The organism is Massilia sp. CFBP 13721 (assembly GCF_014842025.1).
Taxonomy (GTDB): Bacteria; Pseudomonadota; Gammaproteobacteria; order Burkholderiales; family Burkholderiaceae_D; genus Telluria.
This window is the reverse complement of the sequence record NZ_JACYUY010000016.1, coordinates 100,456-124,471: the sequence shown is the minus strand read 5'-3', so window position 1 is coordinate 124,471 and position 24,016 is coordinate 100,456. Positions and strand designations below refer to the sequence as shown.

26 protein-coding genes and 1 riboswitch are annotated in these 24,016 nt (G+C 63.5%); of the genes, 8 read left to right on the top strand and 18 right to left on the bottom strand.

The window, feature by feature from the left end; genetic code table 11:
- The first annotated feature begins 115 nt into the window (after positions 1 to 115).
- The gene (locus tag IFT60_RS16240) at positions 116 to 661 is read left to right on the top strand and encodes an SRPBCC family protein (protein WP_192053367.1); all 546 of its coding nucleotides are present in this window, start codon (positions 116 to 118) and stop codon (positions 659 to 661) included.
- A 131-nt stretch (positions 662 to 792) separates the two neighbouring features.
- On the opposite strand, the gene IFT60_RS26300 is transcribed toward IFT60_RS16240, so the two are convergent.
- Together IFT60_RS26300 and IFT60_RS16235 are read right to left on the bottom strand one after the other, a co-directional pair.
- Positions 793 to 1,335, bottom strand: coding sequence for a M13-type metalloendopeptidase (locus IFT60_RS26300; protein ID WP_229510906.1), 543 nt, complete (start codon positions 1,333 to 1,335; stop codon positions 793 to 795).
- Positions 1,281 to 2,879 carry a M13 family metallopeptidase gene (locus IFT60_RS16235; protein ID WP_197986358.1) on the bottom strand — a complete coding sequence of 533 codons (1,599 nt, stop codon included), beginning with the start codon at positions 2,877 to 2,879 and terminating at the stop codon, positions 1,281 to 1,283. Before IFT60_RS16235 ends, IFT60_RS26300 begins: the two co-directional genes overlap by 55 nt.
- A gap of 127 nt (positions 2,880 to 3,006) precedes the next feature.
- Here IFT60_RS16235 and IFT60_RS16230 point away from each other — a divergent pair, with 127 nt between their 5' ends.
- Positions 3,007 to 3,339, top strand: coding sequence for a YnfA family protein (locus tag IFT60_RS16230; protein ID WP_192053365.1), 333 nt, complete (start codon positions 3,007 to 3,009; stop codon positions 3,337 to 3,339).
- 265 nt (positions 3,340 to 3,604) lie between these two features.
- On the opposite strand, the gene IFT60_RS16225 is transcribed toward IFT60_RS16230, so the two are convergent.
- A complete protein-coding gene (locus tag IFT60_RS16225) occupies positions 3,605 to 4,006 on the bottom strand; it encodes a hypothetical protein (protein WP_192053363.1) in 402 nt (133 codons plus the stop codon).
- 294 nt (positions 4,007 to 4,300) lie between these two features.
- On the opposite strand from IFT60_RS16225, the gene IFT60_RS16220 reads away from it, so the two are divergent.
- A complete protein-coding gene (locus IFT60_RS16220; protein WP_192053361.1) occupies positions 4,301 to 4,939 on the top strand; it encodes a DUF1294 domain-containing protein in 639 nt (212 codons plus the stop codon).
- Positions 4,940 to 5,010: 71 nt separating this feature from the next.
- On the opposite strand, the gene IFT60_RS16215 is transcribed toward IFT60_RS16220, so the two are convergent.
- From IFT60_RS16215 to IFT60_RS16205, 3 genes are all read right to left on the bottom strand, one after another.
- On the bottom strand, positions 5,011 to 5,340 hold the full coding sequence (locus tag IFT60_RS16215; RefSeq protein ID WP_192053359.1) for a hypothetical protein: 330 nt from the start codon (positions 5,338 to 5,340) through the stop codon (positions 5,011 to 5,013).
- A 117-nt stretch (positions 5,341 to 5,457) separates the two neighbouring features.
- Positions 5,458 to 5,625 (bottom strand): hypothetical protein, encoded by a 168-nt coding sequence (locus IFT60_RS16210; protein ID WP_192053357.1) that lies wholly within the window; start codon positions 5,623 to 5,625, stop codon positions 5,458 to 5,460.
- Between the two features lie 76 nt (positions 5,626 to 5,701).
- Positions 5,702 to 8,035, bottom strand: coding sequence for an outer membrane beta-barrel family protein (locus IFT60_RS16205; RefSeq protein WP_192053355.1), 2,334 nt, complete (start codon positions 8,033 to 8,035; stop codon positions 5,702 to 5,704).
- Positions 8,036 to 8,242: 207 nt separating this feature from the next.
- On the opposite strand from IFT60_RS16205, the gene IFT60_RS16200 reads away from it, so the two are divergent.
- Positions 8,243 to 10,018 (top strand): DUF885 domain-containing protein, encoded by a 1,776-nt coding sequence (locus IFT60_RS16200; protein ID WP_192053353.1) that lies wholly within the window; start codon positions 8,243 to 8,245, stop codon positions 10,016 to 10,018.
- Between the two features lie 244 nt (positions 10,019 to 10,262).
- On the opposite strand, the gene IFT60_RS16195 is transcribed toward IFT60_RS16200, so the two are convergent.
- The 9 genes from IFT60_RS16195 to thiC all read right to left on the bottom strand — a co-directional run bounded on the left by IFT60_RS16195 (position 10,263) and on the right by thiC (position 17,913).
- Positions 10,263 to 10,907 (bottom strand): hypothetical protein, encoded by a 645-nt coding sequence (locus IFT60_RS16195; RefSeq protein ID WP_192053351.1) that lies wholly within the window; start codon positions 10,905 to 10,907, stop codon positions 10,263 to 10,265.
- Positions 10,908 to 11,023: 116 nt separating this feature from the next.
- Positions 11,024 to 12,130, bottom strand: a complete 1,107-nt coding sequence (locus IFT60_RS16190) for an S-(hydroxymethyl)glutathione dehydrogenase/class III alcohol dehydrogenase (RefSeq protein ID WP_192053349.1) — start codon at positions 12,128 to 12,130, stop codon at positions 11,024 to 11,026.
- An 84-nt stretch (positions 12,131 to 12,214) separates the two neighbouring features.
- Positions 12,215 to 12,883 carry an ion channel gene (locus IFT60_RS16185; protein WP_192053347.1) on the bottom strand — a complete coding sequence of 223 codons (669 nt, stop codon included), beginning with the start codon at positions 12,881 to 12,883 and terminating at the stop codon, positions 12,215 to 12,217.
- A 122-nt stretch (positions 12,884 to 13,005) separates the two neighbouring features.
- Complete coding sequence (locus IFT60_RS16180) at positions 13,006 to 13,482, bottom strand: chemotaxis protein CheW (RefSeq protein WP_229510905.1); 477 nt, start codon at positions 13,480 to 13,482, stop codon at positions 13,006 to 13,008.
- Positions 13,483 to 13,588: 106 nt separating this feature from the next.
- Positions 13,589 to 14,197 (bottom strand): thiamine phosphate synthase, encoded by a 609-nt coding sequence (gene thiE / locus IFT60_RS16175; protein ID WP_192053345.1) that lies wholly within the window; start codon positions 14,195 to 14,197, stop codon positions 13,589 to 13,591.
- 10 nt (positions 14,198 to 14,207) lie between these two features.
- Positions 14,208 to 14,987 (bottom strand): bifunctional hydroxymethylpyrimidine kinase/phosphomethylpyrimidine kinase, encoded by a 780-nt coding sequence (gene thiD, locus IFT60_RS16170; protein ID WP_229510904.1) that lies wholly within the window; start codon positions 14,985 to 14,987, stop codon positions 14,208 to 14,210.
- Positions 14,984 to 15,766, bottom strand: a complete 783-nt coding sequence (locus tag IFT60_RS16165) for a thiazole synthase (RefSeq protein WP_192053343.1) — start codon at positions 15,764 to 15,766, stop codon at positions 14,984 to 14,986. Before IFT60_RS16165 ends, thiD begins: the two co-directional genes overlap by 4 nt.
- Before the next feature lie 15 nt (positions 15,767 to 15,781).
- Positions 15,782 to 15,985, bottom strand: a complete 204-nt coding sequence (gene thiS, locus IFT60_RS16160; protein ID WP_192053341.1) for a sulfur carrier protein ThiS — start codon at positions 15,983 to 15,985, stop codon at positions 15,782 to 15,784.
- Positions 15,986 to 15,987: 2 nt separating this feature from the next.
- Positions 15,988 to 17,913: a phosphomethylpyrimidine synthase ThiC gene (thiC, locus tag IFT60_RS16155; RefSeq protein ID WP_192053339.1), complete on the bottom strand. Its 1,926-nt coding sequence runs from the start codon at positions 17,911 to 17,913 to the stop codon at positions 15,988 to 15,990.
- Positions 17,914 to 17,973: 60 nt separating this feature from the next.
- Positions 17,974 to 18,077: riboswitch (TPP riboswitch) on the bottom strand.
- A 134-nt stretch (positions 18,078 to 18,211) separates the two neighbouring features.
- On the opposite strand from thiC, the gene IFT60_RS16150 reads away from it, so the two are divergent.
- Positions 18,212 to 21,010: a valine--tRNA ligase gene (locus IFT60_RS16150; RefSeq protein ID WP_192053337.1), complete on the top strand. Its 2,799-nt coding sequence runs from the start codon at positions 18,212 to 18,214 to the stop codon at positions 21,008 to 21,010.
- Positions 21,011 to 21,284: 274 nt separating this feature from the next.
- Here IFT60_RS16150 and IFT60_RS16145 read toward each other — a convergent pair whose 3' ends face one another.
- The gene (locus IFT60_RS16145; protein WP_192053335.1) at positions 21,285 to 21,857 is read right to left on the bottom strand and encodes a PEP-CTERM sorting domain-containing protein; all 573 of its coding nucleotides are present in this window, start codon (positions 21,855 to 21,857) and stop codon (positions 21,285 to 21,287) included.
- Between the two features lie 140 nt (positions 21,858 to 21,997).
- Here IFT60_RS16145 and IFT60_RS16140 point away from each other — a divergent pair, with 140 nt between their 5' ends.
- From IFT60_RS16140 to IFT60_RS16130, 3 genes are all read left to right on the top strand, one after another.
- Positions 21,998 to 22,360, top strand: coding sequence for a VOC family protein (locus IFT60_RS16140; protein ID WP_192053333.1), 363 nt, complete (start codon positions 21,998 to 22,000; stop codon positions 22,358 to 22,360).
- A 100-nt stretch (positions 22,361 to 22,460) separates the two neighbouring features.
- Positions 22,461 to 22,907 (top strand): DUF2147 domain-containing protein, encoded by a 447-nt coding sequence (locus tag IFT60_RS16135; RefSeq protein WP_192053331.1) that lies wholly within the window; start codon positions 22,461 to 22,463, stop codon positions 22,905 to 22,907.
- A 57-nt stretch (positions 22,908 to 22,964) separates the two neighbouring features.
- A complete protein-coding gene (locus tag IFT60_RS16130) occupies positions 22,965 to 23,306 on the top strand; it encodes an SMR family transporter (RefSeq protein WP_192053329.1) in 342 nt (113 codons plus the stop codon).
- An 11-nt stretch (positions 23,307 to 23,317) separates the two neighbouring features.
- On the opposite strand, the gene IFT60_RS16125 is transcribed toward IFT60_RS16130, so the two are convergent.
- Both IFT60_RS16125 and IFT60_RS16120 read right to left on the bottom strand, forming a co-directional pair.
- Positions 23,318 to 23,719, bottom strand: a complete 402-nt coding sequence (locus tag IFT60_RS16125; protein WP_192053327.1) for a hypothetical protein — start codon at positions 23,717 to 23,719, stop codon at positions 23,318 to 23,320.
- Positions 23,720 to 23,767: 48 nt separating this feature from the next.
- Positions 23,768 to 23,974, bottom strand: a complete 207-nt coding sequence (locus IFT60_RS16120; protein WP_192053325.1) for a hypothetical protein — start codon at positions 23,972 to 23,974, stop codon at positions 23,768 to 23,770.
- Positions 23,975 to 24,016: the final 42 nt, after the last annotated feature.

The window sequence follows — 24,016 nt, the reverse complement described above, 5'->3', positions numbered from 1 at the left end:
CGTGGCCCATGACGACCTGAGCATTTTCAAACGAACGGGTCCTGTGCGCACTCCAGGTCGGGCACCTGGTTGTCGGTGACGTGCAGGCCTGCTTATTGTCCAAAAGGAGAAATGTATGTTGAACCGAGTCGTGACTGTCGCCGCACTTGCAGTCGGCGGAATGCTGCTGTCGAAACAAATGAAGAAGAACCGCACCCAGAATGGTGACTCGTCGATCATCGAGGCCATCGAAGTCAACGTCCCTGTGCGCACCGCCTACAACCAGTTCACCCAGTTCGAAGACTTCCCGCAATTCATGAAGAGCGTGAAGGAAATTCGCCAGCTCGACGACAAGCGCCTGCACTGGAAAGCGAACGTCGCCGGTGAAGACAAGGAATGGGATGCGGAAATCACCGAGCAGGTGCCGGACCAGCGCATCGCCTGGCGCAGCATCGGCGGCGTGCAGAACGCCGGCGTGGTGACCTTCCACAAAATTTCCGACAATGTCACCCGCGTGACCCTGCAAATGGATTACCAACCGGACGGCGCCCTCGAAGCCATCGGCGACGCGTTCGGCGCGGTGCGCATGGAAACGCGTGCCAACCTGACCAACTTCAAGGAAATGCTGGAAAAACGCGGCGCTGAAACCGGCGCATGGCGTGGGAAGATCGACCAGCACTGATCGATCTGCCGCCGGCGTCATGCTTTAATCGTCGGCGGTATTCCTTGCTATGTAAGGTGAGCGGAAATCAGTCCGGGAGACTGATTTCCGCTCACGCGTTCAACCATATGTTGCGCAATCGCGCCCCGACTTCACCAAACCCTGCACCGCTTCACCGCCGCCATCGGCTGCCCCGGCTTGCACGCAAACGCTTTTTCGAATTCCGGCATGTTGATGACGACGCCATTCACCCGGTACTTGCCCGGCGAGTGAGGATCGGTCACGGCCGTCACCCGTAAATTTTCTGGACGATCGTTTTCGCACGCCCATTGCGCGTAGCCGACAAAGAAGCGCTGCTCCGGCGTCAACCCGTCACGCAGCTGCTGTGCCTGCTGCGGCATGCTCGCCATCTGCGTCTTCCACGCCATCCAGCCCAGGATCAGGCCGCCGAGGTCGGCCACGTCTTCGCCCAGCGTCAGCTTGCTGTTGATCTTGACGTCGTCGACCACCGTGTACTTGGCGTACTGGTCGACGATGCAGGCGGCGCGCTCGGTGAATTCCTTGCCATCCTTTTTGGTCCACCAATCCTTCAAATTACCCTTGGCATCGAACTGGCGGCCTTCGTCATCGAACGCATGGGTCAGCTCGTGGCCGATGGTGCCGCCGGTATTGCCGTAGCCGGGTGCGTCATCCATTTTCGGGTCGAACAGGGGCGGCTGCAGCACGCCGGCCGGAAATTGATGTCGTTCATTTGCGGATTGAAATAGGCATTCACCGTCGGCGGCGTCATCAGCCACTCGCTGCGGTCGAGCGGCTTGCCGATCTTGGCCAGCTGGCGCCGGTTCTCGAATCCGGTGCCACGCACCACGTTGCCGCTAAAGTCGTCGCTGCGCACTTGATACGCCGAATAATCGCGCCAGCTGTCCGGGTAGCCGATCTTGTTGACGATGGCGTCGAGCTTTTCGCGGGCGCGCTTTTTCGTTTCCGGACTCATCCAGTCGAGCGATTCGATGTCCTTCGCCATCGCTTCTTCCACCTGGCGCGTCATGTGCAGCGATTTCGCCTTCAGTTCCGGAGAAAACGCACGGCTGACGAATTCCTGGCCGAGCGCCTCGCCCAACTGCCCGTCGACCAGCTGCACGCAACGCTTCCAGCGTGGCGGCTGCTTCTCGACGCCGCGCAGGGTCTGGCTGAAGAAGGCGAAATGCGGCTGGTCGAACTGCGGCGCCAAGGCAGGAGACAAGGCTTCCAGCACATGCCAGCGCAGGTAGGTCTTGATGGCCGCCAGATCATTGCTGCGCAGCTGCTTGCCGAAGGCCTTGAAAAACTTCGGCTCGGTGACGTTGAAGGTGTCCAGGCCGGGCTGGCCGATGGCGGCAAGATAGGTCTTCCAGTCGAAGCCCGGCGTCATCGCCTGCAGTCCCTTCAGGCTGGTCTTGTTGAAGAGTTTATAGGGGTCGCGCTTGTCGACGCGCGTCAGCGAGGCTTGCGCCAGCGCCGTCTCGATGCGCAGCACGATTGCCGCCGAGCGTCTGGCCTGGCTTGGGGCTTCGCCGACCAAACCGAACATGGTCGCGATGTGCGCCTCGTACTTGGCGCGGATCTCTTTCGAGCGTTTATCCGTTTTCAGGTAATAGTCACGGTCCGGCAAACCGAGGCCGCCGCCGCTGGCAAAGGCGATCACGCGGGTCGAGTCGCCGAAGTCCTGGTTCGAACTGAAGCCAAAGAAAAAATCTTCGCTCGACAAGGCCAGCTGCAGTGCGGCCAGTACGCGCGGCAGTTCGCGGGTCGAGGCCATGCCGTCGATCTGGTTGAGGAACGGCGTCAAGGGTTCGGCGCCGCGCCTGGCGATGGCGTCCTCGTCCATGCAGGCGCCGAAATAGTCGCCGATCTTTTGCTGGGTGGCGCTGCGGCCATCGCGCTGTTTCGCCAGCCCGTCGAGGATGCCCCACAGGTAGCGCTGGTTGTCCTGCGCCAGCTTGCTGTAGACCGACCAGCGCGCCTGGTCGGCCGGCACCGGGTTGTTCTTCATCCAGCCGCCGCAGGCGTACTGGTAGAAGTCGACGCAGGGGTCGGCGTTCTTGTCCATCGCCGTCACGTCCAGGCCCGGCGTGTAGGGGAAAGTCGTGGCCGGGCGTTCCGGCTGGGGCGTTTGGGGCGTTTGGGGCGTCTGGGCGGAGGCCAGGGCGGCGCTGCACGCCAGCGCACTGGCGGCGGCAAGGCGGGTGAGATGGTGCATGGGATCGAATCCGAAAAAGGGATCGTCCATGCTGACATACGCGTATTGGTAAAGCAATATCGAACGGTGAAATCCCGGACTCTCCTGAATCCAGTATGATCCGCCCACCTCAACGCCTCATCCGATCATGCCGCAACCCATCCAACTCGTCCTCCTGTTCGCCCTCACTGCGCTGGCCGAAATCGTCGGCTGCTACCTGCCCTGGCTGGTGCTGAAAGGAGGCAAGCCGCTGTGGCTGCTGCTGCCGGCCGCCCTGTCGCTGGCCCTGTTCGCCTGGCTGCTGACGCTGCACCCGACCGCCGCCGGCCGCACCTACGCCGCCTATGGCGGCATGTACATCGCGGTGGCCCTGCTGTGGCTGCGCTTTGTCGACGGCGTCGAGCTGACGCGCTGGGATGCGGCGGGGGCATTTCTTGCGCTGGCGGGCATGGCGGTGATTGCGTTGCAGCCGCACAGTTAGAACAGGAACGCCTGGTCGAAGCTTGTTTATTACGAGTTGAGTTAACCGTCCGTGCCCCATGCTATTTTGAATGACTGCAATCGGCCCAAGCTGTATAAAAACGCGCGATCGTCACGCTCCTGATGGTGGTTCACCGTTGCAGCCTCTCCCAAAAGGTCATGGTGGCCTTTTGGACAGTCGAGTCCGCCAGCAAATTCGGTCGGCGAGCGTTTAAAACTGCCTGACCCAAAGCGGTCATTGCCTGCGCACGACCGGGCCTTTCAGATTAGTGGGAAACGCCGGGTATCTCACTCAGCTTACCTGAAAATAATTCATACCATAAGCTACCTCCCGTCATCTCCACTACCCGAATTTGATAGCTCACCGCCTCCTCTCGAGGGATGTCGACTCTAAAAGATATGCGTCCGTCTAGTAACTCTTTATAAGCAAGCTCTACTTCGAATATATCTGGATATGCACCACGAGAAAGGGTAACTTTCACGGGGCTTGGAATATATGATGGCGGGCGTGCAGGAAGAGTCAAGTAGATGTAATGGACGCCGAAACCGTAAACTTCCATCTTCAAGGATGCTGGTTGACCTTTAACGATCGTGACTGGACTCAAAGCGAAGGAATACATCGGGAACGACATTGCGATGATAAACACTGCTGCAATAACATGTTTCATGATGATTTCTCTTTAGAATTCATTAATATGTTTCAGTTGGAACAGATTTTCGTAATGCCGAAACGTCCGAATTTAGCCCTACCTGTGTAAAACACTGGCGGACGTAAATAAACCGGCCTGGAAACGTTAAGGAAGTATCTCATCACTGCGGCCAGATGAAGCGATTTATCGAAAGCGAACAATGCTGACAAGAGTCCACAGTGGGCCATAAGAGCAATCAGCCCAACATCTGCAAGTTGCACCATAGAAACCATCACGTTACACTGCCCTCTTCCATCACATATCGATTGCAAGATGAGCGTCCACAGTCTCCCGCGCTACCAGGGAAAAATCACGTCATGGAAAGACGAGCAGGGCTTCGGGTTCATTACACCGAATGGGGACGGGCCGGCGGTATTCGTTCACATCAAGTCGTTTTCCGATCGCAGTAGCCGTCCGCTAGCCGGCATGGTGGTGACTTACGAACTGACGACCAACGAAAAAGGCCAGCCACGCGCCGCGAACGTCGCTTTCGTTCGTGCAGGAAGAGCACGCCAGGCGCCTGCTCAGCCAGGAAGCAATTCCCTGAAGACAGCGGCCGGTTTCCTGCTACTCATGGGCATCGCCGTGTTAGCAGGAAAAGTGCCCCCACTCCTGTTTGGCGCGTATATCTGTCTGAGCGTGATGACCTACATCGCCTATGCTGCCGACAAATCCGCGGCGCAGGATGGTAGGCGAAGGACACCAGAAAATACGCTGCATTTGCTGTCCCTGGCCGGGGGCTGGCCGGGTGCCCTGGCGGCACAGCAGGTATATCGGCACAAGACGAAGAAAGCATCCTTTCGCCAAGTGTTCTGGTTGACTGTCCTGGTCAACTGCGTCGCACTCGGCTGGCTCTTTTCGCATTGGGGGGTCGACGCATTGCGGCTGCTGCGTTCCTGGCCAGCCGCGTAGGCAGCCGGAGCGCAAGGGCGCAAGGTAGCGGCCCGGCAGTGTCAGCCGGGCCGCTATGTCACAAAAAAAACTTAACGCTGACCGGTAGGCGACATGCCCGTCGGGGGTGTCGTCGGCGGTGTTGTCGACGTCGCCCCGGCGCCCTGGCCGGACGCACCCGTCGTACCGGGGCTGCCGGCGCCACTCTGGACATCGCCGGTCGTGCCCGACACGCCGCCCGTCGTCGAGCTGCCCATGCTGCCCGTGGTACCGCTCGTCATCCCGCTCGCGCCCGAGCCGCTCGAGCTCGATCCCGTCGCCGAGCTGCCGCCCATGTCACCGCTGCCGGTGCCCGTGCTGCTGCACGCCGCCAGGGCCAATGCTGTCATGCCACCGATGAGAATGCCTTGAAATCGTTTCACGATCATCTCCTTGTGGGGTAGGTACCGCCATCATGGATGGGCAGCCGGGCGGCGCAAATCGGATCGCTACTGCTGTCGCAGTAGGACCTTTCGTACACTCTATGCAGCAGCGATACCTCAGTCGCCCGGTCCTTCGCCCGGCATGGTATCGGCCATCAGGCGCAGTTCTTCCGGCGTCAATTCTTCCGGCTTCTTGTTCGCCAGGCCGTCGACATCGGTGGACGTCGACGCAGCCGGTTCCTGCTGCGTCGCTTGCTGGTCTTGCGGGGTATGTTCGGTCGTCATGCTGTGCTCCTTGCCGTGGGTTCAGTCCCCCCAGTCTCGCACAGGCGCGTTTTGCATGGCGTCCAGCACATTTCCCTTAACGACCCGGACCGCCGAACCCGCCCGGTCCCATTCCCGGACCACCCGGCCCGCGCATGCCCGGCCCGCCCGGGCGCTGGCCGTTATTGCCGAAGCTGCCAAAGCGGTAGTTCAGGCCGACCGAGAAGGTGCGTCCATTCGAACGCCCGATGCTGGTCTGGCGCAGGCGGTCGGTCTCGGTGATCACTTCCGATTTTTGCGAGTCGAACAGGTCGTTGACGTTGACCACCAGCGACAGTGCCTGGCCTAGCTGGCGGCGGTAATTGAAATCGGCCGTGGCCGATGGTTCCCGGTAGCCTTCACCGAGCAGGGTCTTGCCCTGGGCGTTGAGCATCAGCTGGAAACTGTTTTCGCGGTCGAGCTGGTAACCGATGCGGGCGCGGCCGCTGATCGAGGTCGCTGAGCGTTTGTCGTCGGTCGCGCTGCCAAGGATGGTCTGCTCGGAATAGCCGAGGTTGCCGCTGGCGTTTAGGCTCAGTTGCTCGGTCACCTTGCCGCCGAAGGAAAACTCGAGTCCGCCCGAGTTGCTGCTGCCGGCGTTTTCGCGCGTCGTCAGCAGGACGTTGTTGGCCAGGAAGAAGCGGCGCTCGGAGATCAGGTCGGTATCGCGGCGGGCGTACAGGCGCAGGTTCGTATCGACCTTGCCGAGCTTGGTTTCCATGCCGAGCTCGAGCGAATCGGAATCGCTGGGGCGCAGGTTCGGGTTGCCCGAGGAAAGATTGAACTCGTCGACGTAGATGACGAAGGGGTTAAGGTCGCCCGCACTTGGCCGGCGGATGCGGCGCGCATAGCTCAGGCGGACCGTGGTGTCGTCGGACCAGCCATAGGTAACGAAGGCGCTCGGGATCGCGTCGAGATAATTGCTGCTGGCACGGACATTCGTCGTCGCCTGGAACAGGTCGAGGTCGGTGTACTCGGCGCGCAGGCCACCCAGCACGCCCCAGTCGCTGTTGATGCGCCACTGGTAGGAGGCGTACAGGGCCGCGGTCTTCTCGTCGAGTTCGAAACGGTTGGTGCGGATGGTGTCGATGCGCTCGGCCAGCGTGCCCTCGTCGATGTCGAAGAAGCCGTTGTCGAACACGCTGCGGTTTTGCGCCAGCTTGTAGCCCGTCTTGAAGATGCCGCGCTCGCCCGGCAGCTCGTAGTCGCCTGTGAAATCGATGATGCGGCTGTCGTTGAGGGTGTCCTGGCGCGTGCGTGCAGCCTGCGCATTGATCGGCCGCACCGTGTAATCAGTGAAGTTGGGGCGGTCGGCTTCATTCTTCGCGCCTGACAGGCGCAGGTCCATCTTGAAGACTTCGCCCTGCGAATCGCCCTTGTGGTCGAGCCGGGTCGAGAGGCTGTAGTTGCGGTTGCGGCCGTCGCGGCCCGAGGTGCGTAGGTAGTCGCTGTCGGTGATGCCGGCGAAATTCGCGCCCTGGTAGCGCTGGATGGAAACCGAATCGCTGTCGGTGGCGCCGGCCATCAGGGTCGCGGCGATCACGTCCTTGTCGCCCAGGTTGTAGCTGAGCGAACCGTTCAGGCCGACGGAATCGTTGCGCGTGTCGCCGTTGGAGGTAATCACGCTGCGCGCCACCGCGCCGGTGGCCGGGTCGATCCGGTCGCGCACCGTCTCGCCGGTCGACGTGCGGTTGTCGCGGCGCGCGTACACGCCGCCCTGCGCGCTCATGCGCCCGGTGGTATAGCTGCCGAAGCTGTTGGCGTTGTAGCGGTCCTTGCTGCCGGCGTTGGCGCTCACGGAACCGAAGCCGCCCGGCGTGCGCTCGCGGCGCATCACCAGGTTCAGGATCGGCCCGCCGCCGCCTTCGTTGCCGAACTGGGCGCCGGGGTTGTTGATGACTTCGACCGATTCGAGGTCGCCCGCCGGCAGCGCATTGATGGCCGCGGCGCGGTTATCGCCCTGCATCATGGCCGAGGGCTTGCCGTCGACGTAGATCTGGACATTGCTCCGGCCGCGCAGCGTCACCCCGCCATCGGCATCGACCGCCACCGACGGCACCTTGTTCAGGGTATCGGCCACCGTATCGTTCGAGCTGGCCGGGTCGGCTTTCACGTCATACACCTGGCGGTCGATGCGGTTCGAATTGCGCTTGGTGGTGACGGAGACCGTGGCCGGGGTGTCGGCCGTGGCCTGGTTCTGCTCGGGCGCGGCGGCCGGCTGCGGTGCGGCGGCGGCCGGCGCCGGCGCGGCGGCAGGCTGGGCAACTTGCGGGGCGGCCTGTTGTGCCCATGCCGGGGCCGCGGCGAGTAGCGCGCCGAAGGCAAGGGGCGTCAGCGCGACGCAACGATGGCGGGAAAGGAAGAGCGGGCGGGAACGGTCGACGAGCGGCATGGTGGGCATTGCAGAGTTTTGGGCAACCGGGATTGTCTCATGCCGCAGAGACAGAATTATTCAACCCGGTGAGTGATTCTGGTAACGCAATGTATCCGGCGCCACGGGGTACTCGTGCATGACGCTGCCGGAAGCAGGCATACTAGGCACTTTGCCCCGCCTCGCTCGCAGCGAGCCTCATTTCGTCACCGACCATCAAGGAATGCAATGCCGACTTCCCGTCCCCTCGCCCGCACCGCCCTTTCCCTGCTGCTGGCCGCCGTGCTGGCCAGCCCCGCCTTTGCCGCCGAACCGGCCTGGGTCACGAAGAGCAACGAGAACGCCAAGGTGCTGCTGAACGTGCTGGCGAAGTATTCGCCTGAAAGCGCCAGCTCGCTGGGCGTGGACGGCTACGACGAGCAGATCACCGACATGTCGCGCGACCAGTTCGAGGCGAACAACAAGGACTTGCGCGCCGCCATCGCGGAACTGCAAAAGCGCATGCGCGGCGAGAGCGACTCGAAAGTGAAGCAGGATTTGCAGATCCTGATCGACAAGGCCCAGGACAACCTCCAGACCAGCGCCCTGCAGCGCAAGTACTTCATGCCCTTCGACGACCTGACCGGCATGATCTTCGGCGTCGTGCGCGGCACGCTCGACCCGCGCATCCCGAAAGCGCGCCAGCAGGCACTGCTGGTGCGGCTCGACAAATACGCGGGCCTGGCCAAGGGCTATCGCCCGGTCACCGAACTGGCCCACGAACGGCTGCAGGAACGCCTGAAGGCGAACAAGAACCTGCTCGGGCCGTACAAAGGCGAGATCGAGCAAGCCCTGAACGATGGACCGACCCTGTTGAAAGGCATGCGTGAACTGCTGGCGAAAAGCGAACTCACAGGCTGGGAAAGCCGCTTCGACGCGCTGGAGAAGCAGCTCACCGCCTATAACGCGCGTTTGAAAGCCGAGATGCTGCCGAAAGCCCGCAGCGACCACAAGCTGCCGCCGGAAGTGTATGCGGACAACCTGAAGAATTTCGGCGTCGACATCGGACCGCAGGAGATGATCGCCAAGGCGCTGACCTCGTTCGCGGAAATCCGCAACCAGATGCAGATCACGGCCAACCTGATCGCCAAGGAACGCGGCTTGAAGGATGCCGACTACCGCGCCGTCATGCTGGCGCTGAAGAAGGAGCAGATCCCCACCGACAAAGTCATGCCGCTGTACGCCGAACGCCTGGCGGCGCTGGAGGCGGCAGTGCGCGAGCAGCGCGTAGTGACGCTCCCGACGCGCAAGGCCGTGATCCGCCTGGCCACGATGGCCGAGAACGCGGCCAGCCCGGCGCCGCACATGAGTCCTCCGCGCCTGATCGGCAACACCGGTGAATACGGCGAATTCGTGCTCACCACCGGCATGCCGCCCGACGCCAGCGGCAAGCGCCTGGTGTTCGACGATTTTACGCACCAGTCGGGCACCTGGTCGATCACGGCGCACGAAGCGCGTCCCGGCCACGAACTGCAGTTCGCGAAGATGATCGAAACGGGCGTCTCCACTGCGCGCGCCGTGTTCGCCTTTAACAGCGTGAATGTCGAAGGCTGGGCGCTGTACGCGGAAGCGGAAATGCAGCCCTACGAGCCGCTCGACGGCCAGCTGTTCGCGCTGCAGGCCCGCGCCATGCGCGCGGCGCGCGCCTTCCTCGACCCGATGGTGAACCTGGGCGAGATCACGCCGGACGGCGTCAAGACTTTCCTGATGCGCGACGTCGGTTTATCCGAGGGCATGGCGACGCAAGAGATGCAGCACTACACCTTCCGCGCACCTGGCCAGGCGACTTCGTATTTCTATGGCTACCAGCGCCTGATGGAGACGCGCCAGGCGGCAGAGGTGGCGCTGCGCGGCAAGTTCGATCGCCAGAAGTTCAACGACTTCGTGCTGGCGCAGGGGCTGGTGCCGCCGAAGCTGTTGCGCAAGGCGGTGCTGGAGGAGTTCGTGCCGGCGCAGGGGAAATAAACGGTCGGGGTTATATTGTTGACAGCGGTGTAACGTAGGGTGGGCTCTCCGAGCCCACGCGGACGGGTGCGTCATGTTGGCCGATTTAATACCCCAACGCCCGCCAGTAGAAACGTATCCGAATAAACCGCGACAATATGTCAGGTTTGATGACATTATCGCTGCATTCATTGGCCAACACAGCGCACACGTCCGCGTGGGCTCGGGGAGCCCACCCTACGGTGCACAGCAGCCAACGATAGATTTAGCTACGCTGGGGCGCAGGACGCGCAGTGCCGCTGGCAATGGCGTCCTTGATGATCCCGCGCGTCGCCTTGTCCGCCTCCTTCTGCTGGGCTTCCATCTCCTCGCCCAGGGTTTCCATCTGCTTGCCGATCGCTTCCATCGGCTTGCCGGCGTCTTCCATCTTCTTGCCGATGGCTTCCATTTTGGTCTTGTTCAGGGTGACGGCGGCGAGCGCCATCTGGTTGCCGTAGTCGCCCATGACTTTGCCGTGACGGCCCATCTCGGCGCCGTGCTTTTCCATCTCGGCGCCGGTCTTTTCCATCGGCGCCCAGGCCTGGCGGATGCGGTCGAGGGTGGCGGCGTCCTGGACGATGTATTCCTTGCCGTCCTTGCGGAACCAGAAGAATTCACCCTGCACCATGCGCTTGATGGCGTCCATCTGGTCATTGGTGACGTTATTGCCGGTCATGCTCATGCGCGAATCGGCGCGCACCAGGGCGTAGGGTTCGCCGTTTTCGAGACGGTGGATGCTGCGCACCTTTTGCAGGCCGTCGGACGGCGGCGCGGCGTTCGCGCTGGCGAAAGGCGCGGCGCAGGCGGCAGCGACGGCGCCCAGCAGGAGCGCGTGTTTCAGGGGACGGGCGAAAGGAAAGCGTGCTTGCATGGTGGTCTCCACAGGTCGATTGACGATGGAGCCACTGTAGGAGAACTGCATGCCGCCCGCCCGCGACTTGCGACAGACGGCGCATTTCGCGGAACAGGCGACAAAAACGCGGGAACTTAGTACACGACCACCGAGCGAATCGACTCGCCCGACTTCATCAGATCGAACCCTTCGTTGATGCGCTCGAGCGGCAGGTGGTGGGTGATCAAATCGTCGATGTTGATCTTGTTTTCCATGTACCAGTCGACGATCTTCGGCACGTCGGTGCGGCCGCGCGCGCCGCCGAAGGCCGAGCCCTTCCACTCGCGGCCGGTCACCAGCTGGAATGGACGGGTCGAGATTTCGGCGCCGGCTTCGGCCACGCCGATGATGATCGACTGGCCCCAGCCCTTGTGGCAGCACTCGAGCGCCTGGCGCATGGTGTGGACGTTGCCGATGCATTCGAACGAATAGTCGGCGCCGCCGTCGGTGATCTGGACGATCGTATCGACCACGTTCTCGACGTTCTTCGGGTTGACGAAGTGGGTCATGCCGAACTTGCGCGCCATCTCTTCGCGCGCCGGGTTGATGTCGACGCCGATGATCTTGTCGGCACCGACCATCTTCGCCGCCTGGATCACGTTCAGGCCGATGCCCCCGAGCCCGAACACGACCACGTTGGCGCCCGCTTCCACCTTGGCGGTGAAGATCACGGCGCCGATGCCGGTGGTGACGCCGCAGCCGATGTAGCAGATCTTGTCGAACGGGGCGTCATTGCGCACCTTGGCCAGGGCGATTTCCGGCACCACGATATAGTTCGAGAAGGTGGACGTGCCCATGTAGTGGAAGATCGGCTGGCCGTCGAGCGAGAAGCGCGAGGTCGCGTCGGGCATCAGGCCGCGGCCCTGGGTCGAGCGGATCGCCTGGCACAGGTTGGTCTTCTGCGACAGGCAGAATTTACATTGGCGGCATTCCGGGGTGTACAGGGGAATGACGTGGTCGTCCTTTTTGAGGCTGGTGACGCCCGGGCCGACATCGACCACGACGCCCGCGCCTTCATGGCCGAGGATGGCCGGGAACAGGCCTTCCGGGTCGGCGCCCGAAAGGGTGTAGTAATCGGTGTGGCAAATGCCGGTCGCCTTGACTTCGACCAGTACCTCGCCGGCGCGTGGGCCGTCGAGGTCGACTTCTTCGATCGTCAGCGGCTGACCCGCCTTCCATGCAATCGCTGCCTTGGTTTTCATGCGTGTTCCTGTAAGGTGGATGGAGTGGCTGGCATGATACCAAGGGGAGGAAAACGGCGTCGCCTCCGCCTCTTCTTCTTCCGTCTACTTACTCGACGGCTGCATCGTCAAGCCGATCAGGCGCGCGACCACCGAAGCCAGGTACATCAGGCCGACGAACATCTCGATGCTGGCCAGCGCACGCGCGTGCACGCTGAGCGGGATGACGTCGCCGATGCCGGTCGAGGACAGCAGCGCGAAGCTGAGGTAATTCAATTCGGTCCAGGTACGCGGCAGGTCGGCATTCACCGCGGCGGCAAAGGAGCCGGGCGCGAGCGCCTGCACCACCAGGTACAGGTGGGTGAAACCCCAGGCCAGCAGCGTAAACGTGGCGCCGGCGGCGAACAGTTCGTCGGTGGTGACGTGGCGGTCGGCCATCATGTAGGCGATCAGGCTGGCGGCGGCATAGAAGTAGAACAGCGCTTCCAGGCCGGACGCCCATGCCTGCAACCAGGGCAGGTTGAGGAACATCTGGGCCGACAGCAGCGTGATGATGGGCACCGACATGGCCACGCTGAACCAGGTATGCCCGGGTGTGCGCCGCACCATGCGGATGGTAAAGGTAAGGATCACGATGCCGAAGGCATTGAAGGCGATGTGGCCGTAATGCGTTCGTTCGAGGAAGGGATACAGCAGCATCCCCAGCAGCTGGGCCAGCAGCAGGATGGCGGACGGGTGGCGCCGGGTACGAACCAGCAGGCGAAGCAGGCGCATCGGTTTCTCGTAAAGGTGGTCGATGACGCTATTGTAGGCACAAGCCCGACCCGATGCGACACGCTCGGCGGGACATGAAAAAACCCGCCTCGCGGGCGGGTTCCAGGAACAGCCGGTTCGGATTACGCGGCGACCGTGTCGATCACGCCCATCTCTTCCGACGACATCAGCCGGTCGATGTCGACCAGGATGATCATGCGCTCGTCGACGGTGCCGAGTCCCACCAGGTAGTCGGTATTCAGGGCGCCGCCCATGTCGGGCGCCGGCTTGACCTGGTCGGCCGTAAGGGTGATCACGTCCGAGACCGAATCGACCACCATGCCCACCACGCGATCCTGGATGTTCAGGATGATGACGACGGTGAACTGGTTGTAGGTCGGCTCGCCCAGCTTGAACTTGATGCGCATGTCGACGATCGGCACGATGGTGCCGCGCAGGTTGACCACGCCCTTGACGTGTTCCGGGGCGCTGGCGATGCGCGTCACTGATTCGTAGCCGCGGATTTCCTGTACTTTCAGGATCTTGATGCCGTATTCCTCGTTGCCGAGTTTAAAGGCGAGCGCTTCGAGCACGCCATCGTTCATCAATGTGTTGTCCATGGTTTGAAAAGTTTGAGAAGGGAATACCGGGATTATATATTTTTGCTGCAAGGCAATAAATAGCCGCATGGACGGGAATCCTGGTTTGTCTCTCCCCTGCAACGCGTCATCCGAACAAGGTGACGATGCGGCGCGCCGCCATCTCCGGATCCGGGTCGCCATACACGCTGGTGATCGCCGCCACCATGTCGGCCCCGCGTGCGATTAATGGCGCGCTGTTGTGCGCCGTCATGCCGCCGATGACGACCAGCGGCAGCGACAATTGCGCGCGTGCTCGCTCCAGCAGCGCAGGCTCGGTCACGAAGTCGTATTTTTTTACCGGCGACGGATAAAAGCCGCCGAAGGCGGCGTAGCTGGCTCCGGCCGCTTCAGCGGCATGCGCCAGCATCAACTCGCCGTAACAGGAAGCACCGACGATCTTGTCCGGCCCGAGCAGGCGCCGCGCATCGGCGATGCCCACGTCCGTGCCGCCCAGGTGCACGCCGTCCGCGTCGATCCGCGCGCAGAGATCGAGATGGTCGTTGACGACCAGCGGCCGGCCATGGCGCCGGCACAGCGCCAGCAGGGCCTGCGCCTGCTCCAAACGCAGGCCGTCGCCGGCAGCCTTGTGACGGTACTGCACCAGCGCCGCGCCCCCGTGCAGGGCGGCTTCGGTGGCGGCCAGCAGGCGGTCGGTGTCGTTCCAGTCGGGGGTGACGAGGTACAAGCCACGCATGATGATCCTTTCATTCAGATGGTAGAAAGCGGCGCGGAATGCGCTGTCCGGGTGCGATCGCGTACGATTGCGCCAGCGCCGCATGGCAATAGGCCTGGGCCGAGCCAAGCGCCGCCGGCATATCGTCGCCCAGCGCCAGGCGCGCCGCCAGCGCGGCGGCCAGCGTGCAGCCGCTGCCGTGGAAGGCGCCGGGCAGGCGCGGCCAGCGCCAACGCCGCACCACGGCCCCGTCGCGGTACCAGCGGTTGGTGACGAAGCGGCCGCCGTCATGGCCGCCGGTGACCAGTAATTGCGTACCAGTCGGCGCGCTAATGCGGCGCAGCTCCGGCGCGTTCGGCAAGGCGATGGTCGCCAGCGTCAGCAACTCGGCCACGGCGGCGACGACGTCGCCCGCGCTGCCAGTGCCGAGCGCATCGCCATGCCCGCTGGCCAGCACCGGGTCGAGCACGACCGGCAGCTGCGGATTGCGTGCGCGCAGGCGGCGCAGGAATGCCGCGATGGCGCTTGCGTTCTCCAGGCTGCCGGGAATGCCGATCTTGACGGCGCGGATGTCGCACACGGCGGCCACCGCTTCGGCCTGGCGCAGCACGAAGGCGGCGTCGACCGGCGCCACCGCCTGCACGCGCTCGTTGTCCTGCGCCGTCAGCGCGGTCGCCACCGGCAGCGCGTGCGCTCCTTGCGCGGCGATCGCCAGCAGGTCGGCCGCCAGGCCGGCGCCGCCGCTGGGATCGAGTCCGGCGAAGACCAGCACGCATGGCGCGCTGTCCGCCGCCGTCATGCGATCCGTCATGCGATCCGTCCCTCGGGCGGCGACGAAGGCGAGGCGGCGAAGCGCTTCAGCATGCGCCCGGCGAGATAGGCCTCGCGCCCGGCCTGCACCGCCAGCTTCATCGCATGGGCCATGCGCACCGGCTTCCTGGCGTTGGCAATGGCCGTGTTCATCAGCACGCCGTCGCAGCCGAGCTCCATGGCGATCGCCGCATCCGAGGCGGTGCCGACGCCGGCGTCGACCAGCACCGGCACCATCGCCTGCTCGATGATCAGCGACAGGTTCCATGGATTGAGGATGCCCATGCCCGAGCCGATCAGGGATGCGAGCGGCATCACCGCCACCGCGCCGATCTCCTGCAGGATGCGCGCCTGCACCGGGTCGTCGCTGCAGTACACCATGACGTCGAAGCCGTCGCGCACCAGCGCCTCGAGCGCGACGATCGTCTGCGGCATATGGGGGAACAGGGTTTTCTCGTCGCCCAGCACTTCCAGCTTGACCAGCTTGTGCCCGTCGAGCAGTTCGCGCGCCATCTGCAGCGTGTAGATGGCGTCGGCGGCGTTGTAGCAGCCGGCGGTGTTGGGCAGGATGGTGAAGCGCTCGCGTGGCAGCACGTCGAGCAGGTTCGGCGCGGCCGGGTCCTGGCCGATGTTCACGCGCCGGATCGCCACCGTCACGATCTCGGCTTCGGCGGCCAGCGTCGCCGCGCGGGTTTCATCCAGGTCGCGGTACTTGCCGCTGCCGACCAGCAGGCGCGAACGGTACTGCTTGCCCGCGATGGTAAGTAAATCGTCGTTCATTGTTTCTCCTTGTTGTCAGCCGCCGCCGATGGCGCGCACGATGTCCACCCGGTCCCAACCCGCCAGGGGGCGGACGCCCCACTGCTGGCGCGGCACCACCTGGCGGTTGACGGCCAGCGCCACCGCCGCGTTGCCGATGCCGAGCGCGTGCACCAGGTCGGCGAGCGTGCCGCCTTCGGGCAGGCGGTACGGTTCTCCATTCAGTTCGATCTCGAGCACGCTCACACCTCCCGGTACAGGCGGGCGCCGCCGCGCACGAACTCGACCGCCTTTTCCCGCATGCCCCGGGCCAGCGCGTCCGCCTCGTCGGTCCCGCTGGCGGCCGCATAGGCGCGCACCTCCTGGGTGATCTTCATCGAACAGAAATGGGGGCCGCACATCGAGCAGAAATGGGCGACCTTGGCCGACTCTTTCGGCAGCGTCTCGTCGTGGAAGGCGCGCGCCTTGTCCGGGTCGAGGCCGAGGTTGAACTGGTCTTCCCAGCGGAATTCGAAGCGCGCCTTGGACAGCGCGTTGTCGCGGATCTGGGCGCCCGGGTGGCCCTTGGCCAGGTCGGCCGCGTGGGCGGCGATCTTGTAGGTGATGATGCCGTCCTTGACGTCGGCCTTGTCGGGCAGGCCGAGGTGTTCCTTCGGCGTCACGTAGCACAGCATGGCGGTGCCGTACCAGCCGATGTGGGCGGCGCCGATACCGGACGTGATGTGGTCGTAGCCGGGCGCGATGTCGGTGGTGAGCGGCCCGAGCGTGTAGAACGGCGCCTCGTTGCAGCCTTCCAGCTGCAGGCGCATATTCTCCTCGATCAGGTGCAGCGGCACGTGGCCGGGACCCTCGATCATGACCTGCACGTCGTGTTTCCAGGCGAGCTGCGTCAGTTCGCCCAGCGTCGCCAGTTCGGCCAGTTGCGCTTCGTCGTTGGCGTCGTAGATCGAGCCGGGGCGCAGGCCGTCGCCCAAGCTGAAGGCGACGTCGTACTGCTTCATGATGGCGCAGATGTCCTCGAAATGCGTGTACAGGAAGGATTCCTTGTGATGCGCCAGGCACCACTTGGCCATGATCGAGCCGCCGCGCGAAACGATGCCCGTCAGGCGCCTGGCCGTCATCGGCACGTAGGCGAGGCGCACGCCGGCGTGGATGGTGAAATAGTCGACGCCCTGCTCGGCCTGTTCGATCAGGGTGTCGCGGTAGATTTCCCAGGTCAGGTCTTCGGCCTTGCCGTTGACCTTTTCCAGCGCCTGGTAGATCGGCACGGTGCCGATCGGGACCGGGCTGTTACGCACGATCCATTCGCGCGTTTCGTGGATGTGCTTCCCCGTCGAGAGGTCCATCACGTTGTCGGCGCCCCAGCGGATCGCCCAGGTCATCTTGTCGACTTCTTCGCCGATCGACGAGGTCACGGCCGAGTTGCCGATGTTGGCGTTGATCTTGACGAGGAAGTTGCGGCCAATGATCATCGGCTCGCTTTCCGGATGGTTGATGTTGGCCGGGATGATGGCGCGTCCGCGCGCCACCTCGGCGCGCACGAACTCGGGCGTGATCTCGTCCGGGATGCTGGCGCCGAACGACTGGCCCGGATGCTGGCGGCCCAGCAGGCCGGCCGTGCGCTGGCCCATCGGGCCGGACGCTTCCAGCTGCGCCAGGTATTCCTTGCGGCGCAGGTTTTCGCGCAGGGCGACGAATTCCATCTCGGGCGTGACGATGCCGCGCCGCGCGTAGTGCATCTGGGTGACGTTGGCGCCTGCCTTCGCGCGGCGCGGGGTGCGCGCCAGTTCGAAGCGCAAGGCGTCCAGGCGGGCGTCGGCCAGCCGTTCCTGGCCGTAGCGCGAACTCGGACCGGCCAGCTCCTCGGTGTCGCCGCGTTCGGCGATCCAGCCGCGGCGCAGCGCCGGCAGCCCGCGCCGGATGTCGATCCGGGCGGCGGGATCGGTGTACGGACCGGAGGTGTCGTAGACGAATACCGGTGGGTTCGGCTCGCCGCCGAAGCTGGCGGGCGTGTCGGACTGCGATACGGCCCGCATCGGCACCCGGATGTCGGGGCGGCTGCCTTCGACGTAGACCTTGGCCGAATTCGGAAACGGGGTGATGGCGTTCGTGTCCACCGTGGCGGTGGCGGCGTCGAACTGCCGTGCTGCGTTCAGCGGTGCATTCATGTGGCTCCTTTGGGCAGGAGCCAGCAAAGGAGGCGCGAGGTACGGGCGTGCAGGCGCACGGCCGTGTTTCGCAGGCTTCCCTTCGCTGGCATTATCCAGATCAGGTTCAGAGGGTATTTCTCACCCGCGCAGCGTTTCGATGCGCAGGACCCCTAGCGTGTGCTGCCATGTGGCAGCGGGTGGATTATAGCTGGTCGTGATTTCTTTACAAGCACCAAAATCGCTTCCATGCCAGAAGCGCAGCCCCGCCCTCCTCCTCTATAATGGTTCTTTTCGCACATATAAACGCCATCACATCATGGAATTAGCCAAGTCTTTCGAACCAGCCGACATCGAACAATACTGGCGCGCCGAGTGGGAAGGCCGCGGGTATTTCGCCGCCACCCTCGACGCCGACAAACCAGCGTTCAGCATCCAGCTGCCGCCGCCGAACGTGACGGGCACGCTGCACATGGGCCATGCGTTCAACCAGACCGTGATGGATGGCCTGACGCGCTACTACCGCATGCGCGGCTATAACACCGCCTGGGTCCCGGGCACCGACCACGCCGGCATCGCCACGCAGATCGTCGTCGAGCGCCAGCTGGACGCCCAGAAGATCTCGCGCCACGACCTCGGCCGCGACGAATTCATCAAGAAGGTCTGGGAGTGGAAGGAGCAATCCGGCAACACCATCACCGGCCAGATGCGCCGCATGGGCGCCTCGGCCGACTGGGAGCGCGAATACTTCACGATGGACGAGACCCGCTCGAAGACCGTCTCGGAAGTGTTCGTGCGCCTGTACGAACAGGGCCTGATCTACCGCGGCAAGCGCCTGGTGAACTGGGATCCGAAGCTGGGCACCGCCGTCTCCGACCTGGAAGTCGACTCGGTCGAGGAAGACGGCTCGATGTGGTACATCCAGTACCCGCTGGCCGACGGTTCGGGCACCCTGACGGTTGCCACCACCCGTCCTGAAACCATGCTGGGCGACGTCGCCGTCGCGGTCGACCCGACCGACGAACGCTACATCCACCTGGTCGGCAAGCTGCTCAAGCTGCCGCTGACGGAGCGCGAGATCCCGATCATCGCCGACAGCTACGTCGACAAGGAATTCGGCACCGGCTGCGTGAAGATCACGCCGGCGCACGATTTCAACGACTACGCCGTCGGCCAGCGCGCCGGCCTGGCGCCGATCACGGTCATGACGCTGGACGCGAAGATGAACGAGAACGCGCCAAGCCAGTACCATGGCCTGGACCGCTTCGCGGCACGCAAGCAGATCGTCGCCGACCTGGAAGCGCTCGGCCTGCTCGAACAAGTCAAGCCGCACAAGCTGATGGTGCCGCGCGGCGACCGTACCGGCGTCGTCATCGAGCCGATGCTGACCGACCAGTGGTTCGTCGCCATGACCAAGCCGGCCCCAAGCGGCACCTTCAATCCGGGCAAGTCGATCACCGAAGTGGCGCTGGAAAAGGTCGCCAGCGGCGAGATCAAGTTCGTGCCGGAGAACTGGAGCACGACCTACAACCAGTGGCTCGGCAACATCCAGGACTGGTGCATCTCGCGCCAGCTGTGGTGGGGCCACCGCATTCCGGCCTGGTTCGACGACGCGGGCAACATCATCGTTGCGCGCGACGAGGAAGAAGCGAAAGCCAAGGCAGCCGCACAAGGCATCACCGGAGAACTGCGCCGCGACGAAGACGTATTGGACACCTGGTTCTCGTCGGCGCTGGTTCCCTTCTCGACCATGGGCTGGCCGGAAGAGACGCCCGACATGAAGATGTTCCTGCCGTCGTCGGTGCTGGTGACCGGCTTCGACATCATCTTCTTCTGGGTTGCGCGCATGGTCATGATGACCGCGCACTTCACCAACAAGGTGCCGTTCGAGACCGTCTACGTGCATGGCCTGGTGCGCGATTCGCAGGGCCAGAAGATGTCGAAGTCGAAGGGCAATACGCTCGACCCGATCGACCTGATCGACGGCATCGACCTCGAGACGCTGGTGAACAAACGCACCGCCGGCCTGATGGACCCGCGCGCCGCCGAGAAGATCGCGAAAGCCACGCGTAAAGAGTTCCCGAGCGGGATTCCGGCTTTCGGCACCGACGCCGTGCGCTTCACCATGGCCAGCTACGCTTCGTTAGGGCGCAACATCAATTTCGACCTGGGCCGCGCCGAGGGCTACCGCAACTTCTGCAACAAGCTGTGGAACGCAACCCGCTTCGTGATGATGAACACGGAAGGCAAGGACTGCGGCCAGCCGGAGGAAGCCGACCTGTCGCAGGCGGATAAATGGATCATCTCGCTGATGAACCGCGCCGAGCTGGAAGTAGCGAAGGGTTTCGCTGACTACCGCTTCGACAACATCGCCAGCGCCATTTACAAATTCGTCTGGGACGAGTACTGCGACTGGTACCTGGAAGTGGCCAAGGTCACGGTCCAGCAAGGCACCGAGGCACAGCAGCGCGCCACCCGTCACACGCTGCTGCGCGTGCTGGAAGTGATCCTGCGCCTGGCGCATCCGGTCATCCCGTTCGTGACCGAAGCGCTGTGGCAGGCGATCGCGCCGCTGGCGGGCAAGACGGGCGACAGCATCATGCTCCAGCCCTACCCGATCGCCAACGAAGCGCTGATCAGCGAGCCGGCCGAAGGCTGGATGGCGCAGCTGAAAGACTTGACGAATGCCACCCGCAACCTGCGCGGCGAAATGAAGCTGTCGCCGTCGGTGCGCGTGCCGCTGATCGTCGAACCGGGCAACGAGGCCGACCGCGCCAACATGGCAGGCTTCGCACCGTTCATCCAGTCGCTCGGCAAGCTGGCCGAAGTGCAGATCGTCGACGCGCTGCCGGAATCGCCGGCCGCGGTGTCGATCGTCGGCACGACCAAGCTGATGCTGAAGGTCGAGATCGACGTCGCCGCCGAGCGCGAGCGCCTGTCGAAGGAGATCGCCCGCGTCGAAGGCGAGATCGCCAAGGCCAACGGCAAGCTGTCGAGCGAAAGTTTTGTGGCGCGCGCACCAGCCGCCGTCGTGGCCCAGGAAAAGGAACGCCTGGCCAACTTCTCGGCGACGGTCGACAAGATGCGTGAGCAGTTGGCGAAGCTGCAGGCAGCATGATGTAAGCGCAGCATGGCGTGGAAGCGCCCTGCTGCCATTCCTCGTTGACAGCGGCGCACCGTAGGGTGGGCACTTGTGCCCACGCGTTTTTCGTGTCTAAACATACCCGACGGTTAGACGCCGAGTTGCGCGTCCGGTGTTATACGTCGCGGGTAATTTGCTGTACGACCGCGTGGGCACAAGTGCCCACCCTACGGTGCACTGCAGCCACGGGCTTCGAATGGCCCCGTACGGTGCGCTCCGGTTATCGGTTTACATGACCAACATCACACCTCTACTTCCTGCGTGAGCGCCGCGCCGCCAACAGCGCGGCCAATCCCAGCCCCAGCATTCCCGCATGCGCAGGTTCCGGCACCGGCGGTACCCGCGTCACGACGTTGTCGATGCGTCCCCAGTCTTCCCCGTAAATGTCGTCCGGATCGGGCGTGGTCATATACCAGTTGACGTAGTTGACGTTCTGGAAGCTGGCCGGCAGTTCGACATAGGTCAGCGGAACCTCGGCCGGAATGTTGAAGGTGGCGCCCGTATCGGCGATGAAGGTCGACACGCCGCCCAGGTACTCGAAGCCGAGCAGATCGAAGTTCATGCCGTCCTCGCGCCGGATCTGGTAGGGCGAGGAACCGAACTGGCTGTGCAGCCACAAGTTGCCGCTGCCGGGATGCAAGTGCCCGCCCCCGAGCCCGGTTTCAAGCGAGGTGAAGCTGTAGCCGGATTCGCTGTATGAATCGATATAGATGCCGTCGATCTCGTCGAAGTCGACCACCACGATCGCGGCGGAGGCAAGGCCGACGCCCAGCATGAAAGCGGAGGCTGCCGCGAGCTGCCTCATCCATCTGGATATCTTCATGACATTTCCTCACTATTCTGGTTGAGAAAGCGCAAAAATTTTGCTTTCCGGTTCCAGCATATGGATGGGCAGTGCAGGTATATTGATGTGTTTCAAAGTGCGCGCTGACGCTTGGGAGGAAGACGATTATTCGCGACCATATGTATGTATTGGCAGTCCATGACCTCGCACGCTCGGCGGCGTTCTACCGCGACGCGCTCGGCTTCGCCGTCCACGAGATGGGCGACCCGGGCTGGCGCATGTTCGAACGCGATGGCTGCCGCATCATGGCCGGCGCCTGTTCCGACGCCATGCCGGCGGCCGATACCGGCGACCATGCGTATTTCGCCTACCTGGTGGTGGACGATGCCGATGCCGAGCATGCGCGCGCGCTGGCCGCCGGCGCCGTGATCGTCAAGCCGCCCGCCGACGAGCCGTGGGACATGCGCGAGTTCGGCCTGCGCACCGTTGACGGCCACCGCATCATGGTCGGCCACGCGTTACGGACTGAGACGCAGGAGTGACCCGGGGACGCTGAAACATCCAGCAAGCTTTTTATCGCCAGCATGCGCGCGGGGTTTGCTACACTGCGCGCAGCGACATCACAACAATGGAGACCCGACGATGCGTATTCTGATCAAGGCCAGCCTGCTGGCCACCATGCTGTTCGCCGGCGCCGCCGGCGCGCAAAACACTTCGCCGATCGGCCTGTGGAAGACGGTCGACGACGAGACCGGCAAGCCGAAGGCGCTGGTGCGCATCACCGAGGAAAACGGCGCCCTGCAAGGCAAGATCGAAAAACTGTTCCGCGGACCGAACGAAGACCAGAACCCGACCTGCGTCGCCTGCACCGACTCGCGCAAGAACCAGCCGATCATCGGCATGACGATCGTCTCGGGTCTGAAAAAGGACGGCAACGAATTCACCGGCGGCGAGATCCTCGATCCGGCCAAGGGTAAAGTCTACAAGAGCAAGGCGACGCTGCGCGAAGGCGGCCAGCGCCTGGAAGTGCGCGGCTATATCGGCGCGCCGATGTTCGGCCGCTCGCAGGTGTGGCAGCGCGAGCAGTAAGAAATTTAGTTTCCCCACCAAGCGGCCCGCGTGGCCGCTTTTTTATTGATTCAGCCAATGACCCTATTTCAAAGCTACCTGTTCCTCGGCCTGGCCATCGTGGTCGAGGTGATCGGCACCACGGCCCTGAAAGCGACCGACAATTTCACCCGGCTGTGGCCGAGCGTGCTGACGATCGTCTGCTATGCCGCCTCGTTCTACCTGCTCACCTTCAGCTTGCGGGTGCTGCCGACCGGGATCGCATATGCGATCTGGTCGGGCGTCGGCATCGTGCTGATCTCGATCGTCAGCTGGGTCGTCTACAAGCAGAGCCTGGACCTGCCGGCGCTGGTCGGTCTGGGGCTGATCATTGCCGGGGTGCTGGTGATCAACGTGTTTTCGAAAAGCGTAGCGCATTAAAAGGTCTGACCTTAGCCGACCTGGATCACCTTGGTCATGCGGATCGTGTGCTGCTGCTCTTCGCCATCGCCATCGGTACTCCAGCGCTGGTGCGCTTCCAGGGTGCTGTCGTCGATGCGGCGCCAGGTAAACTGGCTGGGTGCGTTCACGGGGGCGAAGATCGCGTGGGTGGCGCCGATTTCCGAGGCGCGCCAGGTGAATTGCCCCCACTCGGACAGCACTTCGCCATCGAGGAAGGTGATTGTGCTGCCGTCGCTGTGCTCGGCGAAGGCATCGTTGGCGAAGCGGCGCGAGCGGAAGGTGCGCTGGTCCGGCCGGTCGTACTGCTCGTAAAACTCCTTGCCGTCCGGGCTTTCCCCCTTCCAGCGGCCTTCTAGAAAGTGAAGCTTACCAAAATCATCCAGGCTGAACATGGCGTATCTCCGTTGACAATCGCGTGGGTCGGACTCTTTACGGGGGCGTTAGCGCGGCGTGCGGCGGCGGTCGCGCGAACGTTGCTGGGCCGGCGAACACAGCACGCGCAACGCGACCTTGCGCGGGACCCCGACAAGCTGCATGAATTCGAGCGCGGGCGACATCCCGTCGGTACTCAGCATCTTCAAGGCATCGTCGACACGCGCGGCCAGGTAGGTGTTCGCGCGCGGGTCGGCAGTGGCGCTTCCTGACATTCAATAGCCTCGCTACATCCACCCTCTGTGCGAATCCTAGCA

Bases quoted from the DNA above. Each gene is read 5' to 3' on its own strand.
- IFT60_RS16240 (WP_192053367.1), top strand. From the start codon at position 116: ATGTTGAACCGAGTCGTGACTGTCGCCGCACTTGCAGTCGGCGGAATG.
- IFT60_RS26300 (WP_229510906.1), bottom strand. From the start codon at position 1,335: ATGGATGACGCACCCGGCTACGGCAATACCGGCGGCACCATCGGCCAC.
- IFT60_RS16235 (WP_197986358.1), bottom strand. From the start codon at position 2,879: ATGCACCATCTCACCCGCCTTGCCGCCGCCAGTGCGCTGGCGTGCAGC.
- IFT60_RS16230 (WP_192053365.1), top strand. From the start codon at position 3,007: ATGCCGCAACCCATCCAACTCGTCCTCCTGTTCGCCCTCACTGCGCTG.
- IFT60_RS16225 (WP_192053363.1), bottom strand. From the start codon at position 4,006: ATGAAACATGTTATTGCAGCAGTGTTTATCATCGCAATGTCGTTCCCG.
- IFT60_RS16220 (WP_192053361.1), top strand. From the start codon at position 4,301: ATGAGCGTCCACAGTCTCCCGCGCTACCAGGGAAAAATCACGTCATGG.
- IFT60_RS16210 (WP_192053357.1), bottom strand. From the start codon at position 5,625: ATGACGACCGAACATACCCCGCAAGACCAGCAAGCGACGCAGCAGGAA.
- IFT60_RS16205 (WP_192053355.1), bottom strand. From the start codon at position 8,035: ATGCCGCTCGTCGACCGTTCCCGCCCGCTCTTCCTTTCCCGCCATCGT.
- IFT60_RS16200 (WP_192053353.1), top strand. From the start codon at position 8,243: ATGCCGACTTCCCGTCCCCTCGCCCGCACCGCCCTTTCCCTGCTGCTG.
- IFT60_RS16195 (WP_192053351.1), bottom strand. From the start codon at position 10,907: ATGCAAGCACGCTTTCCTTTCGCCCGTCCCCTGAAACACGCGCTCCTG.
- IFT60_RS16190 (WP_192053349.1), bottom strand. From the start codon at position 12,130: ATGAAAACCAAGGCAGCGATTGCATGGAAGGCGGGTCAGCCGCTGACG.
- IFT60_RS16185 (WP_192053347.1), bottom strand. From the start codon at position 12,883: ATGCGCCTGCTTCGCCTGCTGGTTCGTACCCGGCGCCACCCGTCCGCC.
- IFT60_RS16180 (WP_229510905.1), bottom strand. From the start codon at position 13,482: ATGGACAACACATTGATGAACGATGGCGTGCTCGAAGCGCTCGCCTTT.
- thiE (WP_192053345.1), bottom strand. From the start codon at position 14,197: ATGCGTGGCTTGTACCTCGTCACCCCCGACTGGAACGACACCGACCGC.
- thiD (WP_229510904.1), bottom strand. From the start codon at position 14,987: ATGACGGATCGCATGACGGCGGCGGACAGCGCGCCATGCGTGCTGGTC.
- IFT60_RS16165 (WP_192053343.1), bottom strand. From the start codon at position 15,766: ATGAACGACGATTTACTTACCATCGCGGGCAAGCAGTACCGTTCGCGC.
- thiC (WP_192053339.1), bottom strand. From the start codon at position 17,913: ATGAATGCACCGCTGAACGCAGCACGGCAGTTCGACGCCGCCACCGCC.
- IFT60_RS16150 (WP_192053337.1), top strand. From the start codon at position 18,212: ATGGAATTAGCCAAGTCTTTCGAACCAGCCGACATCGAACAATACTGG.
- IFT60_RS16145 (WP_192053335.1), bottom strand. From the start codon at position 21,857: ATGAAGATATCCAGATGGATGAGGCAGCTCGCGGCAGCCTCCGCTTTC.
- IFT60_RS16140 (WP_192053333.1), top strand. From the start codon at position 21,998: ATGTATGTATTGGCAGTCCATGACCTCGCACGCTCGGCGGCGTTCTAC.
- IFT60_RS16135 (WP_192053331.1), top strand. From the start codon at position 22,461: ATGCGTATTCTGATCAAGGCCAGCCTGCTGGCCACCATGCTGTTCGCC.
- IFT60_RS16130 (WP_192053329.1), top strand. From the start codon at position 22,965: ATGACCCTATTTCAAAGCTACCTGTTCCTCGGCCTGGCCATCGTGGTC.
- IFT60_RS16125 (WP_192053327.1), bottom strand. From the start codon at position 23,719: ATGTTCAGCCTGGATGATTTTGGTAAGCTTCACTTTCTAGAAGGCCGC.
- IFT60_RS16120 (WP_192053325.1), bottom strand. From the start codon at position 23,974: ATGTCAGGAAGCGCCACTGCCGACCCGCGCGCGAACACCTACCTGGCC.